This window comes from Hydrogenophaga aquatica (genome assembly GCF_054780915.1).
In genome coordinates, this window is the sequence record NZ_BAAGVK010000028.1 from 70,217 (window position 1) to 90,273 (window position 20,057).

Genomic DNA, 20,057 nt, shown 5'->3' on the forward strand with positions numbered 1-20,057 from the left:
CGCCCCCTTTTCCCCACCGGAGTCCCCCATGAGTGACCGCCTTCTCGGTGCGGTGTGTGTTGTCGCGTCTGCCGCCATGGCCTGGGCCGCACAAGACTACGCCGCTGCCATCTCCTACGAGCCCGTCGGCCCACGTGCCTTCCCCCTGCTGCTGGCTGGCGGCCTGGGCCTGTCGGGCCTGTGGCTGGTGCTGCGCCCCAGCGTGGGCGCTGAGACCTTCCACGGCGTGCCCTGGAAAGCCACCGCCCTGTGCGCCGCCGCCGTGCTCGCCTATGCCCTGCTGTTCCAGTGGCTCGGCTTCACGCTGGCCACCGCGCTGATGGCCCTGCCGGTGGGCATGGCCTTTGGTGGCAGCTGGAAACAGGCCCTGGGCGGCGGCGCCGCGCTGGGCGTGGCCTTCTACCTGCTGTTCGACAAAGTGCTGGACGTGGTCCTGCCCGCGGGCCCGCTGGCCAGCCTGCTCGGAGGGAACTGACATGGAAGTCCTGCAACACCTCATGGACGGCTTCGGCGTTGCGCTGAGCCCCACCAACCTGCTGATCGCCGCCTTCGGCTGCTTCATCGGCACCGTCGTCGGGCTGCTGCCCGGCCTGGGGCCCATCAACGGCGTGGCCATTCTGATGCCGCTGGCCTTTGCCATGAAACTGCCGGCCGAGACCTCGCTGATCCTGCTGGCCGCCGTCTACATCGGCTGCGAATACGGCGGCCGCATCTCCTCCATCCTGCTCAACGTGCCCGGCGACGCGGGCGCCATCATGACGGCCATCGACGGCTATCCCATGGCGCGCAAGGGCCTGGGCGGCGTGGCCTTGTCCATCTCGGCCTGGAGTTCCTTCGTCGGCTCCGTCGTGGCCACGCTGGGCATCGTGCTGTTCGCCCCGCTGCTGGCGAGCTGGGCGCTGTCTTTCGGGCCGGCCGAGTACTTCGCGCTGATGTGCTTTGCCTTCGCCTGCATTGCCGGCCTGATGGGTGACGCTCCGGTCAAGGCCGGGCTGGCGGCCCTCATCGGCCTGTCCCTGTCCTGCATCGGCCTCGATTCCAACTCCGGCGTCTACCGCTTCACCGGCGGCGATGTCCACCTCTCCGACGGCATCCAGTTCGTCGTCGTGGTCATCGGCGTGTTCTCCATCAGCGAGCTGCTGCTCATGCTGCAGGCGCACCACAGCAACAGCGGCATGGTCACGCAGACCGGGCGCATGCTCTTCAACCTGAAGGAAATGGCGCAGACCTGGTGGGGCACGCTGCGCTCCAGCGTGGTGGGCTTCGTGGTGGGCGTGCTGCCGGGGGCCGGCGCCACCATCGCCAGCGCCATGACCTACTCGATGGAAAAGCGCCTGACCGACAAGGAAGGCACCTTCGGCAAGGGCGACATCCGCGGCGTGGCCGCGCCCGAGGCGGCCAACAACTCGGCCGCCACCGGTTCCTTCGTGCCCATGCTCACGCTGGGCGTGCCCGGCTCGGGCACCACGGCGGTGATGGTGGGCGCGCTCTCGCTCTACAACATCACGCCCGGCCCGGCGCTGTTCACCCAGCAGCCCGATCTGGTGTGGGGCCTGATCGCCTCGCTGTTCCTGGCCAACGTGATCCTGCTGGTGCTCAACATCCCGCTGGTGGGCGTGTTCACCAAAGTGCTGAGCGTGCCGAACTGGCTGCTGGTGCCCGGCATCGTCGCCGTCAGCAGTGTGGGCGTGTACGCGGTGCACGCCACCACCTTCGACCTGGTGCTGATGACGGTACTCGGTGTGGTGGCCTACCTGCTGCGCAAGCAGGGCGTACCCATGGCCCCGTTGATCCTGGGTTTCGTGCTCGGTGACATGATGGAGCAGAACCTGCGCCGCGCCTTGTCCATCAGCAACGGCGACGCCGCCATCCTGGTCGAAAGCCCGATCTCCCTGGGCCTGTGGACCGCCGCTCTGCTGATGTTGGTGGTGCCGATGGTCTTGCGCTTGCTGGCTGGTCGCCGCCGCACTGCGGCCGTGGCCTGATGGCAGCTGGCGCGCACCCGAGATGTGACATGCAGACACAGCACCCAGGCCGATGGCTTCGTGAGCAATTGAGCCATCGACGTGGGATGCTGGTGCCTGGCGCAGGTCATGCCTTGGCGGCACGGGTGATCGAGTCGATGGGGTTCGAGGCGGTGTACCTGAGTGGCGCCGGCTTGACCAACCATTTCTACGGCTTGCCTGACCTGGGGTTCATGAGCCTGCACGATGTGGCCGCACACACGGCCGCGATCCGGGATGTCGTTGCGTTGCCGTTGATCGTGGATGCCGACACGGGTTTTGGCAATGCGCTCAACGTTCGGCATACGGTGCGCACGTTGGAGAGAGCAGGCGCCAACGCCGTGCAACTGGAGGATCAGGTTGCGCCGAAGAAGTGTGGCCATTTCGCCGGCAAGCAGGTGATTGAGCGCACCGAGATGGTGGGCAAGATCAAGGCGGCGGTCGACGCGCGACACAGCGAGGATGTGCTCATCATCGCCCGCACCGATGCCCGCGCTGCGAACGGGCTGGACGATGCGCTGGAGCGTGCGCAGGCCTATGCGGATGCCGGCGCCGACATCACCTTTGTGGAAGCGCCCACCGGAGTGGATGAGTTGCGCCGCATTGCCACGGAGCTTGCGGTGCCGCAAATTGTGAACGTTGTGATCGGTGGCAAAACTCCCGCGCTGACCGCCGAGGCTCTGGGATCCATGGGTTTTGCGATCGTGTTGTACGCGAACGCTGCGTTGCAGGGTGCCGTGCGCGGCATGATGAATGCGCTCGGCCATCTGAAGCGAGATGGCGCACTTCCTGAACTGGAGGAATTGGTGGCAACGTTCGCCGAACGCCAGGCCTTGGTGAAAAAGCACGAATTCGATGCACTGGAGAGCCGGTACCCGTGAGCCACGGGTCTGTGCTGTCAAGCGGGGGCGCCGGTAAAATCGCCGCTTTGCCCTCAAGGAAGAACCGTGTCCGACCGCCTGGCCGTGCTGCCGCAGTACCTGCTCCCCAAACGGGCCCTCACCGCCATGGCAGGGGCCCTGGCGCGCCGGCCGCTGGGCGGGTTCACGCAGTCCAACATCCGCCGTTTCGTGGCGCGTTATGGCGTGGACATGAGTGAGGCGGCCGAGCCCGACATCACCCGCTACGCCACGTTCAACGACTTCTTCACCCGCGCGCTCAAGCCGGGTGCCCGCCCGCTGGCCCATGCCGATTTTCTCTGCCCGGTGGACGGCGCCATCAGCCAGTTCGGCGCCATCGAGCACGACCAGATCTTCCAGGCCAAGGGCCACCGCTACAGCACCACCGCGCTGGTGGGCGGCGACGCGCAACTGGCCACGCAGTTCCAGGACGGCGCCTTCGCCACGCTTTATCTCAGCCCGCGCGACTACCACCGCATCCACATGCCCTGCGCGGGCCGCCTCAAGCGCATGATCCACGTGCCGGGCGAACTGTTCTCGGTCAACCCCACCACGGCGCGTGGCGTGCCGGGCCTGTTTGCCCGCAACGAGCGCGTGGTCTGCGTGTTTGAAGGCCGCCTGGGTGAGCGCCGTTTTGACTTTGTGCTGGTGCTCGTGGGGGCCACCGTCGTAGGCAGCATGGCCACCGTGTGGCACGGTGTGGTCAACCCGCCGCGCCCGGGCAAGGTGCGCGAATGGCGCTACGGCGACATGGCCATCGACCTGCGCGCGGGCGAGGAGATGGGCCGTTTCCTGCTGGGGTCCACCGTCGTCATGCTATTCCCCAAAGACCTTCTGCAGTTCAACCCCGACTGGGCGCCGGCCCGTGCCGTCCGCATGGGCGAAGCCATGGGCCAGGCTGCCTGAACCTGTTTTTCAACTTCCACCGGCGAACACCATGACCACTCTCGGCACCCCTCTGTCACCTTCCGCCACCAAAGTGATGCTGCTCGGCTCCGGCGAGCTGGGCAAGGAGGTGCTCATCGCCCTGCAGCGCCTGGGGGTGGAAACCATTGCCGTGGACCGTTACGACAACGCGCCCGGCCAGCAGGTGGCGCACCACGCCCGCACCATCACCATGAGCGACCCGGCCCAGCTCAAGGCGCTGATCGAAGCGGAAAAGCCCGACCTGGTGGTGCCCGAGATCGAAGCCATCGCCACCCCCATGCTGCAGGAGCTGGAGGCCGCCGGCACCGTGAAGGTTGTGCCCACGGCCCGCGCCGCGCGCCTGACCATGGACCGCGAGGGCATCCGCCGTCTGGCTGCCGAAACGCTGGGCTTGCCCACCAGCCCGTACAAGTTCTGTGACTCGCTTGAAGAGCTGCAGGCCGCCATCGACGCGGGCATTGGCTACCCCTGCATCGTCAAGCCGGTGATGAGCAGTTCCGGCAAGGGCCAGAGCAAGATCGACGGCCCGGCCGATGTGAAGAAGGCCTGGGACTACGCCATGGCGGGTGGGCGTGTCAGCCATGGCCGCGTCATCGTCGAAGGCTTCATCGACTTCGACTACGAAATCACCCAGCTCACCGTGCGTGCGCGCGGCGCCAGCGGGCAGATCGAAACCCATTTCTGCGACCCGATCGGTCACGTGCAGGTCAGCGGCGACTATGTGGAAAGCTGGCAGCCCATGCCCATGCACCCGGTGGCGCTGGAAAAGTCCCGCCAGATCGCCAAGGCCGTGACGGACAACCTGGGCCAGGGCCTGAACGGTGAGCCCGCAGGCCTGGGCCTGTACGGCGTGGAACTGTTCGTCAAAGGCGAGCAGGTGTGGTTCAGCGAAGTCAGCCCGCGCCCGCACGACACCGGCCTGGTCACGCTGGCCACCCAGTGGCAGAGCGAATTCGAACTGCATGCCCGCGCCATCCTGGGCCTGCCGGTGGACGCTTCGCTGCGCAACCCCGGGGCCAGCGCCGTCATCTACGGTGGTGTCGACGCGCAAGGCATTGTGTTCGATGGTGTGGATGAAGCGCTGGCCGTGCCAGGCGCCGACCTGCGTCTGTTCGGTAAGCCCGAAAGTTTCACCAAGCGCCGCATGGGTGTGGCGCTGGCGCGCGGCGCAGATACCGACGCAGCCCGTGCCAATGCCAAGCTGGCCGCGTCCAAGGTCAAGCCGCGCGTGGTTTGAGGGGCCGGGGGCTTGCCGCCCTCGTGACTGCAAGCGCTGCTGGCCTCTGGCACACTGGCCGTGCAGGAGACAAACCATGAGCGAACGCCCCGGCCCGGCCACGCTGGCCGCCTCCCCTCTCATCGACAGCGATCATCCAGCCGTGCAGGCCTTCACGCGCCAGCACGCGCAAGGGGCAAATGATCGCGAACGCGCCGTGTCGCTGTACCTGGCCGTGCGCGACGGCTTCCGCTACGACCCCTACCGCATCGACCTGTCGCCAGAGCACATGTGTGCCAGCAGCGTCATAGCCAAGGGCTACGGCTGGTGCGTGCCCAAGGCGGCCCTGCTGGCGGCGGTGTGCCGCGCGGCAGGCATCCCAGCACGCGTGGGCTATGCGGACGTGCGCAACCACCTCAGCACCGAACGCCTGCGTCAGACCCTGCAAACCGATCTGTTTGTCTGGCACGGCTATACCGACATCTGGCTCGACGGCCAGTGGGTCAAGGCCACGCCTGCGTTCAACATCGAGCTGTGCGAGCGTTTCGGCCTGCTGCCGCTGGAGTTCGACGGCCACAACGACTCCATCTACCACCCCTTCGACAAGGCGGGCAACCGCCACATGGAATACGTGGCGCAGCGTGGCGCGTTCGATGAGATGCCGCTGGCGCGCATCACCGCCGACTTCGCGGCCCATTACCCCTTGTGGCGCGATGCGTCGGCGCTGCGTGACGCCAGCTTCCAGCAGGACGTGGAGCGCGAGACCCGCTGAGCGGGCGCGCCTTACTGGAACGCCACCTCGGCAAAGCTGCGCAGCTTGCGGCTGTGCAGCTGGTCGGCACCGCCCTGGCGCAGCCGTTCAACGGCACGGATGCCGATGCGCAGGTGCTGGTCTACACGCTCGCGGTAGAAGGCGTTGGCCATGCCGGGCAGTTTGATCTCTCCGTGCAGCGGCTTGTCGCTCACGCAAAGCAGGGTGCCGTAGGGCACGCGGAAGCGGAAGCCATTCGCCGCAATCGTGGCGCTTTCCATGTCCAGCGCCACCGCGCGCGACTGCGAAAACCGCCGCTGCGGCGTGTTGTCGGGCAGCAGCTCCCAGTTGCGGTTGTCGGTGCTGGCCACGGTGCCGGTGCGCATCACGCGCTTCAGTTCGCCGGGCTTGAGCTGTGTCACATCGGCCACGGCCCCTTCCAGCGCCAGTTGAATTTCGGCCAATGCAGGAATGGGTACCCACAGCGGCAGTTCCTCGTCCAGCACGTGGTCCTCGCGCACGTAGGCGTGGGCCAGCACGTAGTCGCCCAGTTGCTGGCTGTTGCGCAGCCCCGCGCAGTGGCCCAGCATCAGCCAGGCGTGCGGGCGCAGCACGGCAATGTGGTCGGTAATCGTCTTGGCGTTGCTGGGCCCCACGCCGATGTTGACCATCGTGATGCCGGTGCGGTCGGCCCGCAGCAGGTGGTAGGCCGGCATCTGCGGCAGGCGCGGCGGCTCGACGCCGGGCTCACCGTTCCACAGCGGTTGCATCTGCCGCAACGCGTCGGCACTCAAGCCCTGGCGCAGCGTCACCACGTTGCCCGGCTCCACGAAGGCGATGTACTCGCTGTCGGCACGGGCCATTTCGGCGTGCCCCAGCTTGATGAATTCGTCAATGTAGAACTGGTAGTTGGTGAACAGCACGAAGTTCTGGAACCAGGCCGGTGCCGTGCCGCTGTAGTGGCGCAGGCGCTGCAGCGAATAGTCCACGCGTGGCGCGGTGAACAGTGCCAGCGGCTGCGGCTCGTGAGGACCCGGCTGGTGCGTGCCGTTGGCAATGCCGTCGTCCATCACGGTCAGGTCGGGCAGGTCGAACACGTCGCGCAGCAGGGCGCGGTGGGCTGCGGTCAGCTCGCCTTCCACGTGGTCGTGCTCGGCGTAGGCGAAATGCACAGGAATGGGTTGGTTGCTCACGCCCACCTCCAGTTCGCCGCCATGGTTGTCCAGCAGCAGGCGGAACTGTTCCAGGTAGTAGTCGGCGTACAGGTCGGGGCGGGTCAGCGTGGTCTCGAAGCGGCCTGGCCCGGCCACGAAGCCGTAGCTCAGCCGGGCGTTGCCAGCGGTGGCGGGCAGGCGTGTGGCACTGTGGGTGTGCAGGCGCACGAAGGGGTAACAAGCCCTGACATGGCCTGCCGGCTCGCCCGCCGCGGGCAGCGGCGACTGGACAAAACGCTGCATAGCGTTGCGCAGGTGGTCCACGGCGCGCTGGTAAAGCGCTTGAACGTGGGCCAGCGCGGCAGCAGGTTCTTGAAAGCGCTGGGGCGGGGTGAATTCGGGGCTATCGTGCATGCGCCTATTGTGTGTCAACTCGTGCACAGCCACCCCGGTGGGTGGTCAGTCCACCCCGAGCAGGCGCGCGGGCTCGCGCATGGTCACGAACTCTTCCGCCGCAGTGGGGTGTATGCCGATGGTGCTGTCGAACACCGCCTTGGTGGCACCGGCTTTCATGGCCACGGCAAAGCCCTGGACGATCTCGCCCGCTTCCGCGCCCACCATGTGCAGGCCCACCACGCGGTCGGTGGCGCAGTCCACCAGCAGCTTCATCAACGTGCGCTCCTGGCTGCCGCTCAGTGTGTGCTTCAGTGCGCGGAATTCCGAACGGTACACGGCGATCCGCCCGTACTGCTCGCGGGCTTGCGCCTCCGTCAACCCCACGGTGCCGATGTTGGGGTGGGTGAACACGGCGGTGGGGATCAGGTCGTAACTCATGTCGCGCGGGGGCTTGCCGGGCGCCGCCCCGAAGAGGTGATCCACCAGCTTCATGGCTTCGCCCAGTGCCACGGGCGTGAGCTGCACGCGCGCCGTCACGTCACCCAGCGCGTGGATGCTCGGCACGTTGGTGCCGTAGTGCTCGTCCACCACGATGGCGCCTTGCGCACCCTGCGCCACGCCCACGGTGTCCAGCCCCAGTCCCTGCACATTGGGTACGCGCCCCGTGGCGTACAGCGCGGCGTCCACCACCAGGCGGTTGCCGTCTTCCAGCAGCACGTGCAGGCCGTCGTCCTCGCGGTGAATGCTCACCACCCCCGCGTTCAGCCTCAGGTCGACGCCGTGCTTGATCATCTCTCCCGCCACGAAATGGCGGATCTCGTCGTCAAAGCCACGCAGCACCTGCTCCCCCCGGTACAGCTGCGTGACCCGCGCGCCCAGGCCGTTGAAGATGGACGCGAACTCGCACGCAATGTAGCCGCCGCCCACCACCAGCAGACGCTGGGGAAAGGGCTCCAGGTCGAACACCTCGTTCGACGTGATGACGTGCTCGCGTCCCTGGAAGTGGGGCACGTGCGGTGTGCCCCCGGTGGCCACCAGGATGTGCTCGGCCGTGAGTGTCTGGTGCCCGGGCGAGCCGTCGGCGTTGAGCGTGGCCAGCCGGACGGTATGCGCGTCCAGCAGTTGCGCGAAGCCATTGAGCAAGGTCACCCCGGAGCCGCGCAGCAGGTTGGCGTACACCCCGTTGAGCCGGGCAATCTCCTGAGCGCGGCGGGCCTTCAGCACGGCCCAGTCCAGCCTCGGGGCGTCGCCCTGCCAGCCGAAGCCGTGGGATTCCTCGAACGCTTCGGCGTAATGTGCGGCGTAGCTGTACAGCTTCTTGGGAATGCAGCCCACGTTGACGCAGGTGCCGCCCAGTCCGTCGGTGCCCAGGGCTTCGGCCAGCGCCACCCTCACACCACGTTGCGCCGCCATGCGTGCCGCGCGCACACCGCCGCTGCCGCCGCCTATCACGAAAAATTCGAAGTCGAAATGGCTCATGCTTGTTTCAGATGCTGAAAGGGGCTTGGGCTGCGCCCCGTGATCGCAGGATTGTCAGCCAATTCGCCCTGGTGTGCCGGATGCCTGCGGCGTGCCCGCGTTCCTGGCCGGTTTTAGCGCCGGACTTGTATCCGTTCGTGACTGGAGTCTCGGTGTTTCTTGCAGGCGCTTACATATGGACGTGCCAACGGCGGGCAGCGCTGCTAGCATCCGGCTGACTGTTTCACCTGAAGGAGGATGTCTTGAACATCGTATTGAACCGTGCGGCCGTCATGGCCCTTGCTGTCAGTTCCGCGTTGCTCGCCGCCTCGCCATCCTGGGCGGGCAAGCCCGAGTGGCTGGAGCAGGGCAAGGGCCACGAGAAAGGCGGCCGGGACAAGGATCGCGGCTCTGCGCAGCACAACGCCCAGGGCGGCGCGATGCTGCAGGTCGGTGGCACTTCGGTGGGTGTGAGTATTCACTTTGGTGATGCACAGCGCCGTGCCGTGCACGACTACTACGCGCCCCGGGTTGCCGCTGGCAAGTGCCCGCCCGGGCTGGCCAAGAAGAACAACGGCTGCCTCCCGCCTGGGCAGGCCAAGCAGTGGAGGCTTGGACAGCCGCTGGCAGGAGGCGTGGTGATGTACCCCATCCCCCGTGATCTTGAAATCCGCCTGGGCACGCCCCCCGCAGGCCACAAGTACGTGCGCGTGGCAGCGGACATCCTGCTGATCGCCGTGGGCACCAGCATGGTGGTGGACGCCATCGAGGACCTGGCTGGTCTTTGACGTCCACCCAGCCCGGGCGGCGGTGTCTTACCCCGCCTTGGGCAGCAGGCGGCGCAGGTAGCGTCCCGTGTGGCTGCCTGCGTGTGCGGCCACCTCTTCGGGCGTGCCGCACACCACCACCGTGCCGCCCCCCGAGCCACCCTCGGGCCCCATGTCCACAATCCAGTCGGCGGTCTTGATCACGTCCAGGTTGTGCTCGATCACCACGATGGTGTTACCGGCGTCGCGCAACTGGTGCAGCACCTTCAACAGCAGTTCGATGTCGCCAAAGTGCAGGCCCGTGGTGGGCTCGTCCAGGATGTAGAGCGTACGGCCGGTGTCGCGCTTGCTCAGTTCCTGGGCCAGTTTCACGCGTTGTGCCTCGCCGCCTGACAGCGTGGTGGCGCTCTGGCCCAGACGGATGTAGCTCAGCCCCACGTCCAGCAAGGTCTGCAGCTTGCGCTGCAGGGTGGGCACGGCGCTGAAGAAGGCATGCGCCTGCTCCACCGTCAGGTCCAGGATCTGCGCAATGTTCTTGCCCTTGTACTGCACCTCCAGCGTTTCCCGGTTGTAGCGCTGGCCCTGGCACACGTCACAGGGCACGTACACGTCGGGCAGGAAATGCATCTCCACCTTCACCACGCCGTCGCCCTGGCAGGCCTCGCAGCGGCCGCCCGCCACGTTGAAGCTGAAGCGCCCCGGGCCGTAGCCGCGCTCACGTGCCGTCGGCACTTCGGCCATCAGCTCGCGTATGCCTGTGAACAGGCCTGTGTACGTGGCCGGGTTGCTGCGTGGCGTGCGCCCGATCGGGCTCTGGTCCACGTTGATCACCTTGTCGAAGTGTTCCAGCCCTTCGATGGCCTCGTGTGCCTCCGGCTCGTCGTGCGAACGGTACAGGTGGCGCGAAACGGCGCGGTAGAGCGTGTCGTTCACCAGGGTCGATTTGCCCGAGCCGCTCACTCCCGTCACGCAGGTGAACAGGCCCACGGGAAAGTCCACGGTCACGTGCTTCAGGCTGTGGCCGCTGGCGCCCACCACGCGCAGCGTCTGCAGGCCGCTGGGGCTGGGCGCAGCCGAGGCAGCCTTCTTCGCAGGCCAGGCGCTGGCCTTGTGGCCTTTCTTGGCGGGGGGCGGCGCAGCCGGTTCGGCGGTCTTTTCCGGCAGCCAGGGCGTGCGATGTCTGGGCACGTCAATGGCGCGTTTCCCGCTCAGGTATTGGCCGGTCAACGAATCCGCATGGGCCATCACCTCGGCACAGGTGCCCTGGGCCATCACCCGCCCACCGTGCACGCCCGCGCCCGGGCCCATGTCGATCACGTGGTCGGCCGCGCGGATCATGTCCTCGTCGTGCTCTACCACCAGCACGCTGTTGCCCAGATCGCGCAGGTGCTTGAGCGTGTCGATGAGGCGGTCGTTGTCGCGCTGATGCAGACCGATGCTGGGCTCGTCCAGCACGTACATCACGCCCGTCAGCCCCGAGCCGATCTGCGAGGCCAGGCGAATGCGCTGCGCCTCGCCGCCGCTGAGGGTTTCGGCACTGCGGTCCAGGCTCAGGTAATTCAGGCCCACGTCGTTGAGGAATTTCAGGCGCGACGCGATCTCGCGCACCACCTTGTCGGCGATTTCGGCCTTGGCCCCGCTGAGCTTGAGCTGGGCGAAATAGGCCTGCGCTTCGGCCAGCGTCACGTGGCTGATGTCATAGATGGGGCGCCGCTGATCACCGTTGCCCACGAAGACGTGCCGTGCTTCCTTGCGCAGGCGCGTGCCGGCGCAAGCCGGGCAGGGCTGGGTGGCGCGGTAGCGGGCCAGCTCCTCGCGCACGGTGGCGCTGTCGGTCTCGCGGTAGCGGCGCTCGAAGTTGCGCACAATGCCTTCGAAAGGGTGGCGCTTGCTGATCTTCTTGCCTGCCGAGGCGCCGGAGTCCATCACGTAGGTGAACGCGATCTCATCTTCACCAGAACCGTAGAGCAGGGCATGCTGCACATGGGCGGGCAAGCCTTCCCAGGGGGATTCGGGGTCGAAGCCGTAATGCGCAGCCAGGCTTTCCACCATGGCGTAGTAGTAGCCGTTGCGGCGGTCCCAGCCCTTGATGGCGCCGCCTGCCAGGCTCAGCGACGGGAAGGCCACCACGCGTGTGGGGTCGAACACCTCGGTCTGCCCCAGGCCGTCGCAGGCCGGGCAGGCGCCCACGGGTGAGTTGAAGGAAAACAGGCGCGGCTCCAGCTCGCTGATGGCGTAGCTGCACAGCGGGCAGGCAAAACGCGCGCTGAACAGGTGCTCCTCGCCGCTGTCCATTTCCAGCGCAAGCGCCTTGCCATCGGCCAGCCGCAGCGCGGCCTCGAAGCTTTCGGCCAGGCGCTGCTGGGCATCTGGGCGTACCTTCAGCCGGTCCACCACCACGTCGATGTCGTGCTTCTCGTTCTTGTTCAGCGCGGGCAGCCGTTCGGCGTCGATTACCTCGCCGTTCAGGCGAAAGCGCACGTAGCCCTGCGCCTGCAGTTCGGCCAGCGTTTCGCCGAATTCGCCTTTGCGCTCCCGCGCAATCGGGGCCAGCACCATCAGCCGGGTGTCCTCGGGCAGGGCCAGCACGTGGTCCACCATCTGGCTCACGGTCTGGGACTGCAGCGGCAGGTCGTGTTCGGGGCAGTGGGGCGTGCCTGCCCGGGCAAAAAGCAGGCGCAGATAGTCGTGGATCTCGGTGACCGTGCCCACCGTGGAGCGCGGGTTGTGGCTGGTCGCCTTCTGCTCGATGGAGATCGCCGGGCTCAGGCCTTCGATCAGGTCCACGTCGGGCTTGTCCATCAGTTGCAGGAACTGCCGGGCATAGGCCGACAGGCTCTCCACGTAGCGGCGCTGGCCTTCGGCGTACAGCGTGTCGAAAGCCAGGCTGGACTTGCCCGAGCCCGACAGACCGGTGATCACCACCAGCGCGTGCTTGGGGATGTCCAGGTCGATGTTCTTGAGGTTGTGCGTGCGTGCGCCGCGCACGCTCAGCGTCGGGCGGCGCCAGGCGTCGCCCAGGTAGGCGCCAGCGGGGGCTTGTTTGGGTTCTTTCACGGGGTCGGGTGCGTCAAAGGCAACCTGCCATGATAGCCCGCCCAACGCTGGCGGGTCCAGCGCAGGCATGTGTCTTGTGGCGCGTCGTGCAGGTTTGCTACACTTGTCCGCATGTTCATCCAAAGCGGCACTTCCACAGCTCGCCTGGCCTCGCAATGCGGCCGGGAGGCTTGGCCCTGGCGTAAGCCAAAGACTGCGCGCTGACCTTTTGCGGGTTTTCCCGCTGCGCGGCCCACACTTTGCCGCGCTTCTCGCGCCCCCCGCTCATTGGGGGGCAAGCATTGGATGAAACGCCCCGCGCCTGGCGGGGAGTGAGCTTCAGGAGGCTCCACTTGATCACCGAGACCGAATTCCTCGACCTGGCTGGCCAGGGCTACAACCGCATACCCCTCGTGGCGGAAGCCTTTGCCGATCTCGAAACCCCGCTTTCCCTCTACCTCAAGCTGGCCCACGTGCAGGACGGCGGGCGCAACAGCTTCCTGCTGGAGTCCGTGGTGGGGGGGGAGCGCTTCGGGCGCTACAGCTTCATCGGACTGCCTGCACGCGTGTCGCTTCGCGCCTCCGGCTTTGGCGCCCAGGCACGAACGGACGTGGTGCGCGACGGGCAGACCGTCGAGACCGTCGCGGGCAACCCGCTGGAGTTCATCGAGGCCTACCAGCGCCGCTTCAAGGTCGCGCTGCGCCCCGGCATGCCGCGTTTCTGCGGCGGCCTGGCGGGGTACTTTGGCTACGACACCGTTCGCCACATCGAAAAGAAGCTGGAAAACAGCTGCCCGCCCGACACCATCGGCATGCCCGACATCCAGCTGCTCCACTGCGAAGAGCTGGCCGTGATCGACAACCTCAGCGGCAAGCTGCACCTGATGGTGTATGCCGACCCGTCCGAGCCCGATGCCTACGAGCGCGCGCAGGCGCGCCTGGCGGAGTTGAAGGCGCGACTGCACGTGCCGGTGCAAGTGCCCGAAGTCCACGCCATGCCGCACCAGCCCGAGCAGCGCGACTACGCCAAGGCCGACTTCCTGCAAGCGGTCGAGCGCGCCAAGGGCCTGATCCAGGCGGGCGATTTCATGCAGATCGTCATGGGCCAGCGCATCAGCAAGCCCTACGCGCAAAGCCCGGTGAGCCTGTACCGCGCCCTGCGCACGCTCAATCCCAGCCCCTACATGTACTACTACCACCTGGACGACGCCCACGTGGTCGGTTCCTCGCCCGAAATCCTGGTGCGGCAGGAGCGCACCGCCGAAGGCACCAAGGTGACGATCCGCCCCCTGGCAGGCACCCGCCCGCGCGGCGCCACGCCCGAGAAGGACCAGGCAGCCGAGAAAGACCTGCTGGCCGATCCGAAAGAGCGTGCCGAGCACGTGATGCTGATCGACCTGGCGCGCAACGACATCGGGCGCATCGCCGAGATTGGCAGCGTCAAGGTGACCGAGGCCTTCGCGGTCGAGCGTTACAGCCACGTCATGCACATCGTCAGCAACGTCGAGGGCATCCTCAAGCCCGGCCTCACCAGCATGGACGTCCTGCGCGCCGCTTTCCCGGCGGGCACGCTCAGCGGTGCGCCCAAGGTCCATGCCATGGAGCTGATCGATCAACTGGAGCCCGTCAAGCGCGGCGTCTATGGCGGCGCCTGCGGCTACCTCAGCTACGCGGGCGACATGGACGTGGCCATCGCCATCCGCACCGGCGTCGTCAAGGACGGCCTGTTGCACGTGCAGGCGGCCGCCGGTGTGGTGGCCGATTCGGTGCCCGAACTGGAATGGAGGGAAACCGAACACAAGGCGCGCGCCGTGCTGCGCGCCAGCGAACTGGTCGAGGAGGGCCTGGAATGAAACGCCTGAAGCTCCTCATGGTGGACAACTACGACTCGTTCACCTACAACATCGTGCAGTACTTCGGCGAGCTGGGCGCCCAGGTCGAGGTTTTCCGGAATGACGAGATCACGCTGGAGGGCATTGCCCAGCATGCGCCGGACCGGCTGGTCATCTCTCCGGGCCCCTGTTCGCCCGCCGAGGCAGGCATCTCCGTGGCGGCCATCAAACACTTCGCGGGCAAGCTGCCTATCCTGGGGGTGTGCCTGGGGCACCAGAGTGTTGGCGCGGCCTTCGGCGGCAACATCGTGCGTGCGCAGGAATTGATGCACGGCAAGACCAGCATCATCACCACCACGCAAGAGGGCGTGTTTGCCGACCTGCCGCGCCAATTCATGGTCAACCGCTACCACTCGCTGGCCATCGAGCGCGCCACCTGCCCGGCAGAACTCAAGGTCACAGCTTGGACCGACGACGGCGAAATCATGGGCGTGCGCCACCGCGAACTGCCCATCCAGGGGGTGCAGTTCCATCCCGAATCCATCCTCACGGAGCACGGCCACGCCATGCTGCGCAACTTCCTGGAACAGGCATGAGTGCATCCCAGCCTATTGTTGATCTGCGCAGCGACACGGTGACCCGTCCCACGGCCGCCATGCGCGAGGCCATGATGGCCGCGCCCCTGGGCGACGACGTGTTTGGCGACGATCCCACGGTCAACCTGCTGCAGGAACGCATCGCTGCCCTCACCGGCAAAGAGGCTGCGCTTTTCATGCCTTCGGGTACGCAGAGCAACCTCTGCGGCATCCTGGCGCACTGCGGCCGGGGCGACGAATACATCGTTGGCCAGCTCGCCCACACCTACCGTTACGAAGGCGGTGGCGCGGCCGTGTTCGGCAGCGTGCAGCCGCAGCCCTTGCTGCAGGACGCTTCGGGCCGCATGAGCCTGGCCGATATCGAAGCCGCCATCAAGCCCGACGACCCGCACTTCGCCCGCACGCGTCTGCTCTGCCTGGAAAACACCTGGAACGGCCACCCCATGCCGGATGCCTACCTCCGGGAAGCCACCCAACTGGCACGCGGCAAGGGTTTGTCCACGCATCTGGACGGCGCCCGCGTGTTCAACGCCGCCGTGGCCACCGCAGCGCCCGGACAGACACCCTTAGAGCGCGTGCGCGAGATCGCCGACCATTTCGACAGCCTCTCCGTCTGCTTCAGCAAGGGGCTGGGGGCGCCCGTCGGATCGGCCCTGTGTGGCTCGCGCGAGTTGATCGACCGGGCGCGCCGCCTTCGCAAGATGGCCGGTGGCGGGCTGCGCCAGGCGGGCTTGTTGGCAGCGGCGGCGCTGCACGCGCTAGACCACCACGTGGACCGGCTGGCGCAGGACCATGCCAATGCACAGCGCCTGGCTACCGGCCTGGCAGGCATCCCCGGCCTGAGCGTGCGCTCCGCCCAGACCAACATCGTGTTCCTGGATGTGGCTGATGGACGCGGCCCCGCGTTGTTGGATCACCTCAAGGCCCACGGCGTGCTCGCCACCGGGCTCATCGGCCTGCGGTTTGTTACACACCTGGACGTAGACGCGGCCGGTATCGACCGTGCGCTGGACTGCATACGCGGCTTTTTCGCCGCCCCAGGCGCTGCCGGTGCGGCCGCGCAGCACTCGCCAGGCACGGCCGTCTACTGACGCGACCTCACAGGAGACCCCATGCCCGACGCACCGCAACTCCTGATGTTCATCGCCGCCGGCTGGCTGCTCAATCTCACTCCGGGGCCTGATGTGCTGTACATCGTCACCCATGCGCTCAGGCATGGAGTGCGTGCGGGCGTGGTGGCGGCCCTCGGCATTGTCAGCGGCTGCTTCGTCCACGTGGTGGCGGCGGCGCTCGGCGTGAGTGCCCTGCTGGCCACCTCGGCCACGGCGTTCACAGTGCTCAAGTGGCTGGGCGCGGCCTACCTGGTTTGGATGGGGGTCAGGCTGCTTTTGGCCAAGGGCAGCGGCACGTCCGTCATCCCTGTCGAACACCAGACGGCGACTGCACCAGTCGACCTGCGCCGCGTGTTTCGCCGGGGCTTTCTCACCAACGTGCTGAATCCCAAGGTGGCCTTGTTCTTCCTGGCCTTCGTGCCGCAGTTCATCGCGCCTGACGCGTCTGACAAGGTGCTCGCCTTCCTGCTGCTGGGGCTGTTGTTCAACCTCAATTCGCTGCCCATCAATGTGGGCTATGCCTGGCTCGCAGGCTGGGCTGCGCGGCGTGTGGGCACCGTGCAGCGCGCCATGCACTGGATGGACCGCGCCGCAGGCTTCATGTTCGTCGGCTTTGGCCTCAAACTGGCCATGACCGACAATCCCGCCCAGTGACCAGACCACGTCTACGGAGATCACTCATGCTTCATACCCACAAGATCACCCCGCAGGAAGCCCTGCAGCGCACCATCGAGCACCGCGAAATCTTCCACGACGAGATGCTGCACCTCATGCGTCTGATCATGGGTGGCGAGATGTCGCCCGTGATGATGGCTGCGCTCATCACCGGCTTGCGCGTCAAGAAGGAAACCATCGGCGAGATCACGGCGGCCGCTCAGGTGATGCGCGAGTTCTCCACCAAGGTGGAGGTGCCCGACCGCACGCACATGGTGGACATCGTGGGCACGGGCGGCGACGGCTCGCACACCTTCAACATCTCCACCTGCTCCATGTTTGTGGCGGCGGCGGCGGGTGCCAAGGTCAGCAAGCACGGCGGGCGCAGCGTGTCCAGCAAGTCCGGCAGCGCCGACGTGCTGGAGAACCTGGGCGTCAACATCAATCTCAAGCCCGAGGCCATCGCCGAATGCATCCGGCGTGTCGGTATCGGCTTCATGTTCGCGCCCAACCATCACCCGGCCATGAAGAACGTGGCGCCGGTGCGCAAGGAGCTGGGCATCAAGACCATCTTCAACATCCTCGGGCCGCTCACCAACCCGGCGGGCGCGCCGAACATCCTCATGGGCGTGTTCCATGCCGACCTGGTCGGCATACAGGTGCGCGCCCTGCAGCGACTGGGCGCTGAACACGCGCTGGTCGTCTACGGTAAGGACGGCATGGACGAGGTCAGCCTGGGTGCGGGTACCCTGGTGGGCGAACTCAAGAACGGCCAGATCGAGGAGTACGAGATCCACCCGGAGGACTTCGGCTTCACCATGGCCAGCAACCGCAGCCTCAAGGTCGAAACGCCCGAGCAATCCCGTGCCATGCTGCTGGGGGTTCTGGACGACGAACCCGGCGCCGCGCGCGACATCGTGCTGCTCAACGCCGGCGTGGCGCTCTATGCCGCCAACGTCGCCGAAAGCATGGAGGCGGGTATCGCGCTGGCGCGCCAGGCCTTGTCCACCGGCGCGGCCAAGGCCAAGCTTGACCAGCTCGTCAGCGTGGCCCACGAACTGTCTGCCTGAGCGCAATGTGGCAGGACCCCGGCACCTGGATTGCGCTCGGCGTGTCCGCCGTGTTCGTGATCGCGGGTGTTGTCATGCACCGCGTCTTCGTGCGCATACTCAAGAACGGCGCGCCGCCCGTGCCGCAGGAAAAACACAAAGATGAGTGACATCCTCAACAAGATCGTGGCCACCAAGCGCGAGGAAATCGCGCAGGCCCTCAAAAGCCGCTCGCTGGCCGACGTGCGCTACGACGCCGAAACCCGCGTTCTTACCCGTGATTTCGCAGGCGCCCTGCGCCGCCGTATCGATGCCGGGCAGCCCGCGGTCATTGCCGAGGTGAAGAAGGCCAGTCCGTCCAAGGGTGTGCTGCGCGAAAACTTCATTCCCGCCGACATCGCGCAAAGCTACGCAGAGCATGGCGCGGCCTGCCTTTCTGTGCTGACCGACCGCCAGTACTTTCAGGGCAGCGCAGACTACCTCAAGCAGGCGCGCGCCTCTTGCGACCTGCCGGTGCTGCGCAAGGACTTCATGGTGGACCCCTACCAGGTCTATGAAGCCCGCGCCATGGGCGCGGACTGCATCCTGCTCATTGCCGCCTGTCTGGACGACGCCCAGATGGCCGACCTTGAGGCCATCGCGCTCGGCTTGAACATGGCGGTGCTGGTGGAAGTGCACGACCGCGACGAACTGCAGCGCGCCCTGCGCTTGAAGACACCGCTGGTGGGCATCAACAACCGCAACCTGCGCACCTTCGAGGTGACGCTCGACACCACGCTGGGCATGCTGCCAGACGTGCCCGCCGACCGCCTGCTCGTCACGGAAAGCGGCATCCTCAGCCGTGCCGATGTGCAGCGCATGCGCGACGCCGGGGTGAACGCTTTCCTCGTGGGCGAGGCCTTCATGCGGGCACCCGAGCCCGGCGAAGCCCTGGCCGAGCTGTTCTTCTGACACCGTGACCCAGTCTGCGTTCGATTGGGGTGACGCCCCCCGCGCCGCCATGCCGGGTGCACCGGCGCGCCTGACCTCCGCCGACCCTGCCGTCTGGGGCGCGCACGCCAGCTGGCAGCCGCTGCTCCAGCGGTACTGGGACTCTGCGCCCGGCAGGGCGTTGCTCGCCGCGCTGACGGCGCGCCTGGATGCCGGCGCCACCATTTACCCGCCAGAGCCCCTGCGGGCCCTGGCCCTCACGCCGCTCGACAGCGTGCGTGTCGTCATCCTCGGCCAGGATCCGTACCACGGGCCGGGTCAGGCGGAAGGCCTGGCATTCTCGGTGCCTGATGGTGTGCGCATTCCGCCCTCGCTGCGCAACATTTACCAGGAAATCTCGCGGGAGTCCGGCGAGCCGGTGCCTGCAGGCGGTAGTCTGGCGGGCTGGGCGCGCCAAGGCGTGCTGTTGCTCAACACCTGCCTCACGGTGGAGGAGGGTGCCGCCGCGAGCCATGCCCGCCTGGGCTGGGAGGGGCTTACCGATGCCCTCATCGCCGCCTGCAGTGCCCACCCTCGCGCCAAGGCCTTCCTGTTGTGGGGGGCGCATGCCCAGGCCAAGGCCGGCCTTGTCGATGCGACCCGCCACCTGGTGCTTCAGGCCAACCATCCGTCGCCGCTGTCCGCGCGGCGGCCGCCAGTGCCGTTCATCGGTTGCGGCCATTTTGGCCGCGTCAATGCGTGGCTGGCGCAAAAAAATGAAGCGCCCATCGACTGGCGTGCAAAATCCCAAAAAACCGTGGCATAATTGATGGCTCGCCGGAGGGGTGCCCGAGTGGCTAAAGGGGGCAGACTGTAAATCTGTTGGCTTACGCCTACGCTGGTTCGAATCCAGCCTCCTCCACCAGCGAAACTGAAGTTGAGCGGACTGTGGTCCACGTCAGCCAAAAGGCAGATGCGGGAGTAGTTCAATGGTAGAACCCCAGCCTTCCAAGCTGATGACGCGGGTTCGATTCCCGTCTCCCGCTCCAGCAACGGTTTCGAGGTTGCGGCAAGTTTTCGTATAGCAGTCGTCAGGCTGTTATGCCCATGTGGCTCAGTGGTAGAGCACTCCCTTGGTAAGGGAGAGGTCGGCAGTTCGATCCTGCCCATGGGCACCATCCCATTGGTGTGTTTGTAATTTCGGCAATTTTCAAATCGGAGCTGAAAAATGGCAAAGGAAAAATTCGAGCGGACCAAGCCGCACGTGAACGTGGGCACCATTGGTCACGTTGACCACG

At 66.6% G+C, this 20,057-nt stretch carries 18 protein-coding genes, 3 tRNA genes and 1 pseudogene; 19 read left to right on the plus strand and 3 right to left on the minus strand.

What is annotated here, in order from left to right; translation table 11 throughout:
• Nucleotides 1-28 precede the first annotated feature (28 nt).
• From ACYVHH_RS18185 to ACYVHH_RS18210, 6 genes are all read left to right on the plus strand, one after another.
• Nucleotides 29-475, plus strand: coding sequence for a tripartite tricarboxylate transporter TctB family protein (locus tag ACYVHH_RS18185; RefSeq protein WP_460566850.1), 447 nt, complete (start codon nucleotides 29-31; stop codon nucleotides 473-475).
• Nucleotide 476: 1 nt separating this feature from the next.
• A complete protein-coding gene (locus ACYVHH_RS18190) occupies nucleotides 477-1,985 on the plus strand; it encodes a tripartite tricarboxylate transporter permease (RefSeq protein WP_460566852.1) in 1,509 nt (502 codons plus the stop codon).
• Between the two features lie 29 nt (nucleotides 1,986-2,014).
• Nucleotides 2,015-2,884 (plus strand): isocitrate lyase/PEP mutase family protein, encoded by an 870-nt coding sequence (locus ACYVHH_RS18195; RefSeq protein WP_460566854.1) that lies wholly within the window; start codon nucleotides 2,015-2,017, stop codon nucleotides 2,882-2,884.
• Between the two features lie 66 nt (nucleotides 2,885-2,950).
• Nucleotides 2,951-3,808 (plus strand): archaetidylserine decarboxylase, encoded by an 858-nt coding sequence (gene asd, locus ACYVHH_RS18200; protein ID WP_460566856.1) that lies wholly within the window; start codon nucleotides 2,951-2,953, stop codon nucleotides 3,806-3,808.
• 31 nt (nucleotides 3,809-3,839) lie between these two features.
• On the plus strand, nucleotides 3,840-5,066 hold the full coding sequence (gene purT, locus ACYVHH_RS18205; protein WP_460566857.1) for a formate-dependent phosphoribosylglycinamide formyltransferase: 1,227 nt from the start codon (nucleotides 3,840-3,842) through the stop codon (nucleotides 5,064-5,066).
• A gap of 76 nt (nucleotides 5,067-5,142) precedes the next feature.
• Entirely contained in the window at nucleotides 5,143-5,817 is a 675-nt protein-coding gene (locus ACYVHH_RS18210; protein ID WP_460566859.1) for a transglutaminase-like domain-containing protein, read from the plus strand.
• An 11-nt stretch (nucleotides 5,818-5,828) separates the two neighbouring features.
• On the opposite strand, the gene ACYVHH_RS18215 is transcribed toward ACYVHH_RS18210, so the two are convergent.
• Nucleotides 5,829-7,364 carry an AMP nucleosidase gene (locus ACYVHH_RS18215; RefSeq protein WP_460566861.1) on the minus strand — a complete coding sequence of 512 codons (1,536 nt, stop codon included), beginning with the start codon at nucleotides 7,362-7,364 and terminating at the stop codon, nucleotides 5,829-5,831.
• Nucleotides 7,365-7,409: 45 nt separating this feature from the next.
• On the minus strand, nucleotides 7,410-8,825 hold the full coding sequence (gene gorA, locus ACYVHH_RS18220; RefSeq protein WP_460566863.1) for a glutathione-disulfide reductase: 1,416 nt from the start codon (nucleotides 8,823-8,825) through the stop codon (nucleotides 7,410-7,412).
• A gap of 242 nt (nucleotides 8,826-9,067) precedes the next feature.
• Between gorA and ACYVHH_RS18225 the strand changes: the two genes are divergently transcribed.
• Nucleotides 9,068-9,592: a hypothetical protein gene (locus ACYVHH_RS18225; protein WP_460566865.1), complete on the plus strand. Its 525-nt coding sequence runs from the start codon at nucleotides 9,068-9,070 to the stop codon at nucleotides 9,590-9,592.
• Nucleotides 9,593-9,619: 27 nt separating this feature from the next.
• On the opposite strand, the gene uvrA is transcribed toward ACYVHH_RS18225, so the two are convergent.
• A complete protein-coding gene (uvrA, locus tag ACYVHH_RS18230; RefSeq protein ID WP_460566867.1) occupies nucleotides 9,620-12,697 on the minus strand; it encodes an excinuclease ABC subunit UvrA in 3,078 nt (1,025 codons plus the stop codon).
• Between the two features lie 263 nt (nucleotides 12,698-12,960).
• On the opposite strand from uvrA, the gene trpE reads away from it, so the two are divergent.
• From trpE to ACYVHH_RS18290, 12 genes and pseudogenes are all read left to right on the plus strand, one after another.
• Nucleotides 12,961-14,460, plus strand: a complete 1,500-nt coding sequence (gene trpE / locus ACYVHH_RS18235) for an anthranilate synthase component I (RefSeq protein WP_460566869.1) — start codon at nucleotides 12,961-12,963, stop codon at nucleotides 14,458-14,460.
• Nucleotides 14,457-15,035, plus strand: a complete 579-nt coding sequence (locus ACYVHH_RS18240; RefSeq protein ID WP_460566871.1) for an aminodeoxychorismate/anthranilate synthase component II — start codon at nucleotides 14,457-14,459, stop codon at nucleotides 15,033-15,035. Before trpE ends, ACYVHH_RS18240 begins: the two co-directional genes overlap by 4 nt.
• The gene (ltaE, locus tag ACYVHH_RS18245) at nucleotides 15,032-16,126 is read left to right on the plus strand and encodes a low-specificity L-threonine aldolase (protein WP_460566873.1); all 1,095 of its coding nucleotides are present in this window, start codon (nucleotides 15,032-15,034) and stop codon (nucleotides 16,124-16,126) included. The genes ACYVHH_RS18240 and ltaE overlap by 4 nt, the downstream gene beginning before the upstream one ends.
• A gap of 21 nt (nucleotides 16,127-16,147) precedes the next feature.
• Nucleotides 16,148-16,801 (plus strand): LysE family translocator, encoded by a 654-nt coding sequence (locus ACYVHH_RS18250; protein ID WP_460566875.1) that lies wholly within the window; start codon nucleotides 16,148-16,150, stop codon nucleotides 16,799-16,801.
• A 26-nt stretch (nucleotides 16,802-16,827) separates the two neighbouring features.
• Entirely contained in the window at nucleotides 16,828-17,871 is a 1,044-nt protein-coding gene (trpD, locus tag ACYVHH_RS18255) for an anthranilate phosphoribosyltransferase (RefSeq protein ID WP_460566877.1), read from the plus strand.
• A gap of 5 nt (nucleotides 17,872-17,876) precedes the next feature.
• Complete coding sequence (locus tag ACYVHH_RS18260) at nucleotides 17,877-18,020, plus strand: hypothetical protein (protein ID WP_460566879.1); 144 nt, start codon at nucleotides 17,877-17,879, stop codon at nucleotides 18,018-18,020.
• Nucleotides 18,013-18,801 carry an indole-3-glycerol phosphate synthase TrpC gene (gene trpC, locus ACYVHH_RS18265; RefSeq protein ID WP_460566881.1) on the plus strand — a complete coding sequence of 263 codons (789 nt, stop codon included), beginning with the start codon at nucleotides 18,013-18,015 and terminating at the stop codon, nucleotides 18,799-18,801. Before ACYVHH_RS18260 ends, trpC begins: the two co-directional genes overlap by 8 nt.
• Before the next feature lie 49 nt (nucleotides 18,802-18,850).
• Entirely contained in the window at nucleotides 18,851-19,585 is a 735-nt protein-coding gene (locus ACYVHH_RS18270) for a uracil-DNA glycosylase (RefSeq protein ID WP_460566889.1), read from the plus strand.
• A 13-nt stretch (nucleotides 19,586-19,598) separates the two neighbouring features.
• Nucleotides 19,599-19,684, plus strand: a tRNA-Tyr gene (locus ACYVHH_RS18275).
• Between the two features lie 50 nt (nucleotides 19,685-19,734).
• Nucleotides 19,735-19,808: transfer RNA gene (locus ACYVHH_RS18280), tRNA-Gly, on the plus strand.
• 54 nt (nucleotides 19,809-19,862) lie between these two features.
• A tRNA-Thr gene (locus ACYVHH_RS18285) sits at nucleotides 19,863-19,937 on the plus strand.
• Between the two features lie 50 nt (nucleotides 19,938-19,987).
• Nucleotides 19,988-20,057: pseudogene (locus ACYVHH_RS18290) on the plus strand (GTP-binding protein); the annotation flags it as partial.

Excerpts from the sequence above, each read along its gene's own strand:
- ACYVHH_RS18185 (WP_460566850.1), top strand. The coding sequence starts at position 29 with ATGAGTGACCGCCTTCTCGGTGCGGTGTGTGTTGTCGCGTCTGCCGCC.
- ACYVHH_RS18190 (WP_460566852.1), top strand. The coding sequence starts at position 477 with ATGGAAGTCCTGCAACACCTCATGGACGGCTTCGGCGTTGCGCTGAGC.
- ACYVHH_RS18195 (WP_460566854.1), top strand. The coding sequence starts at position 2,015 with ATGCAGACACAGCACCCAGGCCGATGGCTTCGTGAGCAATTGAGCCAT.
- purT (WP_460566857.1), top strand. The coding sequence starts at position 3,840 with ATGACCACTCTCGGCACCCCTCTGTCACCTTCCGCCACCAAAGTGATG.
- ACYVHH_RS18210 (WP_460566859.1), top strand. The coding sequence starts at position 5,143 with ATGAGCGAACGCCCCGGCCCGGCCACGCTGGCCGCCTCCCCTCTCATC.
- ACYVHH_RS18215 (WP_460566861.1), bottom strand. The coding sequence starts at position 7,364 with ATGCACGATAGCCCCGAATTCACCCCGCCCCAGCGCTTTCAAGAACCT.
- gorA (WP_460566863.1), bottom strand. The coding sequence starts at position 8,825 with ATGAGCCATTTCGACTTCGAATTTTTCGTGATAGGCGGCGGCAGCGGC.
- uvrA (WP_460566867.1), bottom strand. The coding sequence starts at position 12,697 with ATGCCTGCGCTGGACCCGCCAGCGTTGGGCGGGCTATCATGGCAGGTT.
- ACYVHH_RS18240 (WP_460566871.1), top strand. The coding sequence starts at position 14,457 with ATGAAACGCCTGAAGCTCCTCATGGTGGACAACTACGACTCGTTCACC.
- ltaE (WP_460566873.1), top strand. The coding sequence starts at position 15,032 with ATGAGTGCATCCCAGCCTATTGTTGATCTGCGCAGCGACACGGTGACC.
- ACYVHH_RS18250 (WP_460566875.1), top strand. The coding sequence starts at position 16,148 with ATGCCCGACGCACCGCAACTCCTGATGTTCATCGCCGCCGGCTGGCTG.
- trpD (WP_460566877.1), top strand. The coding sequence starts at position 16,828 with ATGCTTCATACCCACAAGATCACCCCGCAGGAAGCCCTGCAGCGCACC.
- ACYVHH_RS18260 (WP_460566879.1), top strand. The coding sequence starts at position 17,877 with ATGTGGCAGGACCCCGGCACCTGGATTGCGCTCGGCGTGTCCGCCGTG.
- trpC (WP_460566881.1), top strand. The coding sequence starts at position 18,013 with ATGAGTGACATCCTCAACAAGATCGTGGCCACCAAGCGCGAGGAAATC.
- ACYVHH_RS18270 (WP_460566889.1), top strand. The coding sequence starts at position 18,851 with ATGCCGGGTGCACCGGCGCGCCTGACCTCCGCCGACCCTGCCGTCTGG.